Genomic DNA, 9,149 nt, shown 5'->3' on the forward strand with positions numbered 1-9,149 from the left:
CACCGACGCGCACGCGCATGAGTTTTATTTTGACGTTAGCGCGGAGGAAGCTAAAGCGCCGATAAAAATCGAGCGCCCAAAGGCTCAAATTTCGCTAAAAGCAGGCGAAAAAAGGAAAGTCGTAGTCGTGCTAAGCGCGCCTAAATCGGCATTTGCTATGACCGGCGAGCAAATGACGAAGATAGAAATCTCAGCCTACGCAGCGGATAACAAAGAAAAAATAAGTGTTAAGAGACGGACGATTTTCGCCCATCCAAGTGAGTAAAAAATTATTTTTTTATAGTATAATCATATTTTAAGATTTTTTGAAATTTGAGGGCTAGAAAAATGAATACGAAACCGACGAAACGAAGCGCCGAGAGAAAAGAGAAATTCATCCAAGCCGGACTTGAAATTTTCCTCGAAAACGGCTACGAAAACACGAGTTTAACGGATATCATCAAAAAAAGCGGCGGGTCGCTGGCGAGCATCTACAAATTTTTTGAAAATAAAGAAGGACTTTTTCGCGCCATCGTAGAGCGTGGATTCGACGACTTTAGGACGCAAATAGACGAGAAAATCGATCTAAATTTATCGCATAAACTGGATGATTTTTTAACCAAATTTGCGATGATATTTTTCGACATCATCTGCGAAAAGAAAACCACGCTAATCTCAAGAGTAATGATGAGCGAAGGTGCAAAAAACGACGGACTTTTGGGCAAAGAGTTTTTGGATCAAATTTTAAGCAAAATCGATAAAATTTTAATCGATTTTTTCGAGCGCGAAGACATAAAAGTCCAACTAAATCCATGTATCTCTCCTTACGTTGCAGCCAAGGCGTTTGCCGCAGTCGTTAGAGAGCCTTATCATTATAATGCTATTTTGCTAAACGAGGACATAATGCTAAGCAAAGAAGAGCGCGAAGAGCACGTAAAAACACGCATAGATATGTTTTTACACGGCGTAAAAAAACGCTAAATTCTACTCTCTAAAATTTGACTTTTCGTGTAAATAAGAGTAAAATAGCCGACTTTATTTGTAACAAATATTACAGACAAAATTTTTGTATAATATCCCAAAAAATTAAAGGCAAATTTATGAGAAATTTTAAAAATATCTCTGTTTTATTATTGGCGTCGCTGCTTTTTACGGCATGCTTTGATAGTAATGATAAAAAAAGCGCGGCCGCAGCCGGACAACAACGGCAAATGCCGCCGTCAAAGGTCGATATATTCGTAGCTAAAAAATCAGACGTACCGATCAGCTTTGACTACACCGCGACCCTAACGAGCCAGCAAGACATAGTCGTCTATCCAAAAGTAAGCGGCACGATAACCAAGCAGTTTTTTAAACCGGGCGATAACGTAAAAGCCGGCGACAAGCTGTTTTTGATAGATTCCGAAAAATACCAAGCCAGCTACGACGCGCTTGAGGCTTCTATCGGCGTAGCAAACGCAAATTTAAAAAACGCTCAGACCGAATTTAACAGAATTTCAAATTTATATAAGAAAAACGCCGTTTCGCAAAAAGAGTACGACGCGGCAGTTTCGGCGCTCGAGATCGCAAACGCAAATTTACTAAGCGCTAGAGCAAACGCTAAAAACGCCAAAATAGACCTAGGCTACACGAGTATCGCCGCGCCTTTTGACGGCGTTTTGGGCGATAACCTAGTAGACGTGGGCTCGCTAGTCGTAGCAAACACGACCCAGCTAGTGCGCCTAACCAAAATCAACCCGATCGAGGCGCACTTCCACATCTCCGACGTCGATAACCTAAACCGCGTCAAAATGCAAGAAAGCGGCCTCTGGGCGCAAACAAACTCGGACGCCGTGCTAAAAGTCGGCCCGGGAGAGTTTAACGGCAAGGTAAATTTCATCGATAACGTCGTAAATACGAATATGGGCACAGTTTTAGCCAAGGCCGAATTTAACAACGACGAGGGCAAGCTGCTACCGGGCATGTTCGGCCACGTGACGATGGGCGGATTTTATCAAAAAGACGGCTTTAAAATCCCTCAAGTAGCACTCCAGCAAACCGACGTCAAGACCTACGTGCTAGTCGTAGAGGACGGTAAAGTAGCCTCTAAAGACGTAAAAATCACCTACCAAACCAAAGACGCCGCAGTCGTTAGCGAGGGGTTAAACGAAGGCGATAAAATCATCTTAAACAACTTCCTAAAAATCGGCGTAGGCGCACCCGTCGAGATAGATAAGGACCTAACCGAAAGCTTTGGTAAAGGCGCAAATTTAGAGCCTAAAAACGAGCAAGAAAAGGCTAAGTGATGTTTTCTAAATTTTTCATAAATCGCCCGATATTCGCCACCGTCGTATCTATCATCATAGTTATCGCGGGCGCGATGGCGATAAAAGGGCTTCCTATCGAGGAGTATCCTAAGCTAACTCCGCCTCAAATTTCCGTTAGCGCCGTCTATACGGGCGCCGACGCTCAAACCATCTCCGACTCCGTAGCCAGCGCGATCGAGGATCAGATAAACGGCGTAGAAAACATGCTCTATATGCAAAGCACCTCAAGCTCGAGCGGCTCGCTAAATATCAACGTTTATTTTAAAATCGGCACCTCAGCCAAACAAGCCACGATCGACGTAAACAACCGCGTCCAAGCCGCGCTCTCAAGACTGCCTCAAGAGGTGCAAAACATGGGCGTGACCGTGCGCGAACGCAGCGGCTCGATCCTAGAGGTTATAGGCTTTACCAGCCCGAAAATGAACTCTATCGATATGTATAACTACGTAAATTTAAACATAGCAGACGAGGTTAAAAGGGTTAACGGCGTGGGCGATACCGTGCTAATCGGCAGCAAAGAGTACTCGATGCGAATTTGGCTAAAGCCCGATTTGCTCGCCTACTACAAGCTAACTCCTAGCGACGTAATCGCCCAAGTAAAAATCCAAAATAGCCAATACGCCGCCGGCAAGATAGGCGAGCAGCCATCAGACGGCGATAATCCTTACGTTTATTCCGTTCGCACGGGCGGACGACTCAAAAACGCCGCGCAGTTTGGCGATATAATCATCAAAAGCGCGGACGGCGCGACGCTAAAGCTAAAAGACGTAGCCACGGTAGAACTGGGAGCGGCTAGCTACGCTAACGACGCGATGCTAAACGGTAAAGACGCCGTGCCGCTTTTAATCTTTATGCAAAACGACGCTAACGCCCTAGCCACGGCGCAAGCGGTAAACGCAAAGCTAGACGAGCTAAGTAAAAATTTTCCCGAGGGATTTACGCACACGATCGCGTATAATCCGACCGAATTTATCGAAGTTTCTATCCAAGAGGTTATAAAGACCTTCGTCGAGGCCATGATCCTAGTTATCATCGTTATGTATATGTTTTTAAAGAGCTTCCGCGCGACTATCATCCCGATGCTAGCCGTTCCCGTGTCCATCATCGGCACCTTTGGCGGACTGTACGCGATGGGATTTAGCATAAATTTAATCACTCTTTTCGCGCTCATACTTGCTATCGGTATCGTCGTGGACGACGCCATCATCGTTATCGAAAACGTGGAGAGAATTTTACACGAGGAAAAAGACATCACCGTCAAAGAAGCGACCTATAAAGCGATGCAAGAGGTACAAACCCCGGTCATCTCGATCGTGCTGGTTTTATCAGCCGTTTTTGTTCCGGTTTCTTTTATGGAGGGTTTTGTCGGCGTGATCCAGCGTCAGTTTGCGCTCACTCTGGTTACTTCGGTTTGTATTTCGGGCTTTGTCGCGCTTACGCTTACTCCGGCGCTTTGCGGCGTTATGCTAAAAAAACAAGAGAGCAAGCCGTTTTGGTTCGTGCAGAAATTTAACGACTTTTTCGACTGGAGTACGAAAATTTTTACCGCAGGCGTTGCAAAAGTGCTTCGTCACGTAATAATCAGCCTTATTTTGATAGGCGTCATGGGTTTTGCGACTTTCGAGCTGTTTAAAAAAGTCCCTAGCGGCCTCGTACCGTCCGAAGATAAGGGCGCGCTGATGGTTATCACTTCGCTACCGCCGTCAAGCAATATGCTAAAAACCAAAGAAGAGGTAAAAACTATCAGCAACATGGTTCTAAGCAATCCAAACGTCGAATTTACGATGGGTTTTGCCGGATATGATATGCTTGCGGGCGCTCTTAGAGAAAACTCTGCCATCAGCTTTATCAAGCTAAAAGATTGGAGCCAGAGAAAAACGCCGGATAGTCAAGCAGACGCGCTAACCGGGCCTTTTAACGGTATGCTTTGGGGCTCGAAGGAGTCGATGAGCTTTGTCGTAAACGTCCCGCCTATCATGGGGCTATCGATGACGGGCGGCTTTGAGATGTATCTACAAAATAAAAGCGGCAAAAGCTACTCCCAGATCGAAGAGGATGTGAAAAAAGTAGTCGCCGCCGCAAACGCTCGCCCGGATCTAACCAGCGTGCGCTCGACGCTAGAGACTAATTACCGCCAGTTTAAAATCGACGTCGATAGGCAAAAAGCCCAGATGTTCGGCGTGAGCGAGAGCGAAATTTTTAGCGCGATCGGCTCAACCTTCGGTTCGTATTACGTCAACGACTTCAACCTTTTCGGTAAATCCTACCGCGTCTACGCTAGAGGCGAAGAGGGTTTTAGAAACAACCCCGAAGACTTGCGTAAAATTTACGTCCGCTCAAGCGGCGGCGAGATGATACCGCTAAACTCCGTCGCAACTCTAACTAGAATTTTGGGTCCGGATATCGTAGATAGATTTAATCTTTTCCCTGCGGCTAAGATCCAAGGCGACCCAAAACCGGGCTACACGTCGGGAGACGCGATAAAAGCGATACAAGAGGTGGTCGAGCAAACGCTAAATATGGAAGAGTACTCGATCAGCTGGGCGGGCACGGCCTATCAGGAGGTTAGCTCGCAAGGCACGGGCTCTACGGCGTTTATCTTCGGTATGATTTTCGTGTTTTTGATACTAGCCGCGCAGTATGAGCGCTGGCTAATCCCGCTAGCCGTTATCACGGCCGTTCCGTTTGCGGTTTTTGGCTCGCTAGTCGCCGTTTGGGCTAGAGGGCTAACAAACGACATCTACTTCCAGATCGGACTACTGCTTCTCATCGGTCTATCGGCTAAAAACGCGATCCTTATCGTAGAATTTGCGATGCAAGAAAGACTGGCGGGCAAGAGCGTATTTGACGCGGCCGTTAATGCGGCAAGGCTTCGCTTCCGCCCGATCGTCATGACCTCGCTCGCATTTACTTTGGGCGTTTTCCCGATGGTTATCAGCACGGGCGCTGGCGCTGCCTCTCGCCACTCGCTAGGCACGGGCGTGATCGGCGGCATGATAGCGGCCACTACGATAGCGATATTTTTCATACCGATGTTTTACTATCTGCTAGAAAAGCTAAACAACAAAGTCTGGGACAAAAAACCAAGCGGAGCACAGGAGGTCAAAAATGTATAAAATTTTAACTTTAGCCGCGGCGCTATTTTTAGCGGGCTGCTCGTTTCGACCCGAGATCCCCGAGGTCGATACGAAATTTGAATCTACGTATAAATTTGAAACTAGCGACATCAGAGACGAGTGGTGGAAGGAGTTTGGCGACGAAAATCTAAACGCCCTCGTAGCTAGCGCGCTAGAGAAAAACACCGACCTTCGCACGGCTTATTTAAATTTACAAAAAGCGGCCGCGAGTCTGGGCATCTCGGAGGCCGATCTTTTTCCTAGCGTAAATTTAAACGTCGGCTATACCAAAGCAAAAAGCAGCGGCGAAACCTACACCAAACAGCCTCAAACGCGCTACCGAACCTCGCAGGTAAATTTGGGCCTTAGCTACGAGATAGATCTGTGGGGCAGAGTGCGAAACAGCGTCGAGTCGGCTAAAGCCGGTCTAAACGCGACCAAGCTAGACTACGCTACCGCGCGCCTTAGTATAAGCTCTAGCGTGGCTAAAAGCTACTTCGCGCTCGTGGCTCTAAATATGCGCGAAGCCGTGCTAAAAGATACGCTAAAAACATACGAGGAGACGCTGGCGCTTCGCAAAACGCAGCTTGATCTAGGCGGCATAAACGAGACGACCTATCTACAAAGCAAAGCCGCCGTCGAAAGCGCAAAAGTAAGCCTGCTAGAGGTGCAAACCTCGCTATCTCAGGCTCTAACGTCAGTAGCGATACTAACGGGCAAATCAAACGACGAGATCCTAAACGGAGCCGTGCAGAGCGCTAAAATGCTACCAAAAGAGCCCGAAGTGAGTGCGGGCGTGAGCGCGGACATACTGCTGCGAAGGAGCGACGTAGCTAAAGCCTACGCCGATCTAAACGCCACTAACGCGCTAATCGGCGTCGCAAAAGCCGACTATCTGCCGTCCATCTCGCTAACGGGACTTTTTGGATTTTCTAGCGTGGATTTTGAAAATATCTTTATCAGCAACGCAAACACGTGGAGCATAGGCGGATCTTTGGTGCAGAAAATTTTTGATTACGGCAGAACCAAAAACAACGTCCGCATCGCCGAAACTAACGAGCAAATCGCGGCCGTAGCCTACGAAGCGGCGGTCAAAAAGGCTCTGGGCGAGGTTAGAGATGCGCTAAACAACCGTAAAAACGCCAAACTAACGCTAAATCAGGTCAAAGAACTCCTGCACTCGCAAGAAAAAATCTATAAGCTAGCCAAGGATCAGTTTGAAGAAGGCTATACCGGGCACCTGGAACTACTCGACGCACAGCGCAACCTACTCTCGGTTAGGCTCCAAGACATCGCGGCGAATTTGAGCCTCATCGACTCGGTCGTGGACGTCTATAAGGCGTTTGGCGGCGGATTTAAAGCCGAATAATTTTACTTTTTGGCGGAGCTTTCCGCCTCTTTCTTTTTGAATTTCCTTTTGCTTTTCGGTTTTAAATTTGACGCGACGTCGGCTGTAAATTTTAAATATTTAGCCCGTTTTATCGCCGCAATTTATCTTGCTTTATGGCCTTCAAATTTCAAAATTTAGCGCTTGCTTTTGCTATTCGCGCGACCCCCATAAACCTGTTTTTAGGCGCCTGATACTTTGGATAAATTTTCGTTGCGACTTTTGAGATAAATTTGCTTTCAAAGATGTAAAATTGTTTTAGCTTTGAGCGACACACAAAGTCATTCAAATTTACATAGTCCTATCCGGAGTGCACGCTTTGTAAATTTACTGCTTCAAATTTACGGTTTTTTGGCAAAATTTTCGAGCATGAAGGCGATTTACGATCAATTTACAGACGTATTTCGGGATCAAATTTAGCGCAAATACCCGCTGCCAAATTTGATTTTTAATTTTGGCAAGCGGCACGAAAGTACTGCATTAGAGCAAAATCGGCCAAATTTAACGTTTTTGATGTTTTAACCGCCAAGCAAAATTTGCAACGCGCGACGATTTCGCAAATTTGCATTCTTAAATTTGACGCAATATAAAAACAAGCGCAAAATTTCTAAATTTAGCAAGAGCCAAAAACATTCGTCAATTTAGTCGTTAAATTTTCTCTTTGCCCGTCAAAATTTGCACGATAGTTTCAGGTAAAATTTCATGCTCTATCGCGTGGATTTTAGCTTCAAAATCCTCAAAACTCATTCCTGCGCTCTTTTCAAACGCGCGCTGAGCGATGATCGCACCGCCGTCTAGCTCCTCGCTCACCCAGTGCACGCTCACGCCGCCCACCTTCATATCGCTCTCAAAGCTCTCTTTTATCGCGTGCGCGCCCTTAAAAAGCGGCAGCAGCGACGGGTGCAAATTTATCGCGCGAATCTGCCTCGTAAAAACGGGCGTAAGAATGCGCATAAAGCCCGCAAGCACCGTTAAATCGACGTTTGCGCGCTTGATTTCCTCTACGACCGCGGCGTCAAATTCCTCTCTCGAGGCAAAATTAACGTGCTCGATAACGACGCTTTTTAGGCCGTATTTTGCGGCTTTTGCTATGCCGCCTGCGTTAGCTTTATTTGTTAGCGTTAGCGCGACTTCGATCTTGGTTTCGCCAAAAACTTTGCCGTGCAACCTCTCTAAAATCGCCTCTAAATTCGAGCCGCCGCCGCTAAATAAAACCGCTATTTTTTTCGTAAGCATTTGAGTCCTTTGATGACGTCCGCGGCCGTGAGCGCGTAGTCGTTGATTTTGATTTCGCGGGCGGCTAGAGCGTGAGCTAGCGTGCCCGAGATCGCGGCATTTAGCGGGCTATAACCCTGCGCGAGCAGTCCCGCGATGATACCGCTTAGCGCGTCTCCGCTGCCGCCTTTTGCGAGCGCGGCGCTGCCGTGCGTCATGACGTAAACCTCGCCGCCTTGCGCGATTAGCGTATTTGCGCCCTTTAACACAAGCACGCATTTAAAATTTCGGCTAAAAATTTGAGCGAGATTGAAACGATTTTTTTGTACTTCGCTAGCGTCAAATTTACCTAAATCAGCAAGCTCAAGCAGGCTCGCAAACTCTTTTGGGTGCGGCGTTATCACAACCTTTTCGCTGTTTAAAAGCTCAAGCGTGCGCGGCTCGTAGCAAAGATCGGCGTCGATAACGAGCGCGTCTTTTGTTTTTAGCTCGCTAAAAAGCTCGTCTTTTTGCGCCTCATCAAGCTCGCCAAGCCCCATGCCGACGGCTCCGACTCGCATTTTGGGCGTTATGCGCGCGCTTTGCATTAAAACGGGCTCGATGTTTAAATTTTCGCCCACGACGCTAACGAGCCCAGCGCCCATAGTTAGCGCGGCAAGTCCAGCTATACGCGCCGCTCCGCTCTTTTGGCCGCTAACGACAAACACGTGGCCAAAGTCGCCCTTGTTAGCGTTTTGTTTTACGCGAAACGGCAAATTTAAATCGCTTTTTCCAAGTTTATAAAAGCTCGTCCCCGTCTCGTAAAGCTCGCGGGGAAGGCCCAAATTTGCGACCTTTACGCGCCCTACGAAATCCTTTGCAAAGTCGCTATAAAGCGCTAGCTTTAGTGCACCCATCGTCACGGTCGTATCAGCCTTAAAAACCGCTCCTTGCGACATACCGTTTTTATCAAGCCCGCTTGGGATGTCGCAGGCGAGTTTGTAGGCAGATTTTTCGTTTAGTAGATTTATCAAATTTATCGTCCGCTCGTCTAGCTCGCGGCTAAGTCCGGTTCCGAAAATCCCGTCGATGATGCAGTCAAATTCGCCGCTTTCCGTCAAATTTGAGATCAAATTTACGCCGCATTTTAGCGCCCTGGTTAGCTCG

At 47.3% G+C, this 9,149-nt stretch carries 7 protein-coding genes; 5 read left to right on the plus strand and 2 right to left on the minus strand.

Going from position 1 to position 9,149, the window contains the following annotated elements; genetic code table 11:
* From Q0338_RS02580 to Q0338_RS02600, 5 genes are all read left to right on the plus strand, one after another.
* On the plus strand, window positions 1–265 hold a 265-nt coding region (locus tag Q0338_RS02580), incomplete at its 5' end, for a FixG Ig-like domain-containing protein (protein ID WP_298085395.1).
* 62 nt (window positions 266–327) lie between these two features.
* Window positions 328–960 carry a TetR/AcrR family transcriptional regulator gene (locus Q0338_RS02585; protein ID WP_298085396.1) on the plus strand — a complete coding sequence of 211 codons (633 nt, stop codon included), beginning with the start codon at window positions 328–330 and terminating at the stop codon, window positions 958–960.
* Window positions 961–1,079: 119 nt separating this feature from the next.
* Entirely contained in the window at window positions 1,080–2,264 is a 1,185-nt protein-coding gene (locus Q0338_RS02590) for an efflux RND transporter periplasmic adaptor subunit (protein WP_298085397.1), read from the plus strand.
* Window positions 2,264–5,401: a multidrug efflux RND transporter permease subunit gene (locus tag Q0338_RS02595; RefSeq protein ID WP_298085398.1), complete on the plus strand. Its 3,138-nt coding sequence runs from the start codon at window positions 2,264–2,266 to the stop codon at window positions 5,399–5,401. The genes Q0338_RS02590 and Q0338_RS02595 overlap by 1 nt, the downstream gene beginning before the upstream one ends.
* Complete coding sequence (locus Q0338_RS02600) at window positions 5,394–6,770, plus strand: efflux transporter outer membrane subunit (RefSeq protein ID WP_298085399.1); 1,377 nt, start codon at window positions 5,394–5,396, stop codon at window positions 6,768–6,770. The genes Q0338_RS02595 and Q0338_RS02600 overlap by 8 nt, the downstream gene beginning before the upstream one ends.
* A 666-nt stretch (window positions 6,771–7,436) precedes the next feature.
* On the opposite strand, the gene purN is transcribed toward Q0338_RS02600, so the two are convergent.
* Both purN and Q0338_RS02610 read right to left on the minus strand, forming a co-directional pair.
* Window positions 7,437–8,024 carry a phosphoribosylglycinamide formyltransferase gene (purN, locus tag Q0338_RS02605; RefSeq protein WP_298085400.1) on the minus strand — a complete coding sequence of 196 codons (588 nt, stop codon included), beginning with the start codon at window positions 8,022–8,024 and terminating at the stop codon, window positions 7,437–7,439.
* Window positions 8,006–9,149: NAD(P)H-hydrate dehydratase (locus Q0338_RS02610; protein WP_298085401.1), on the minus strand; the 1,144-nt coding region annotated here is incomplete at its 5' end. The genes purN and Q0338_RS02610, both read right to left, overlap by 19 nt.

This window comes from uncultured Campylobacter sp., assembly GCF_938018145.1.
Taxonomy (GTDB): domain Bacteria; phylum Campylobacterota; class Campylobacteria; order Campylobacterales; family Campylobacteraceae; genus Campylobacter_A.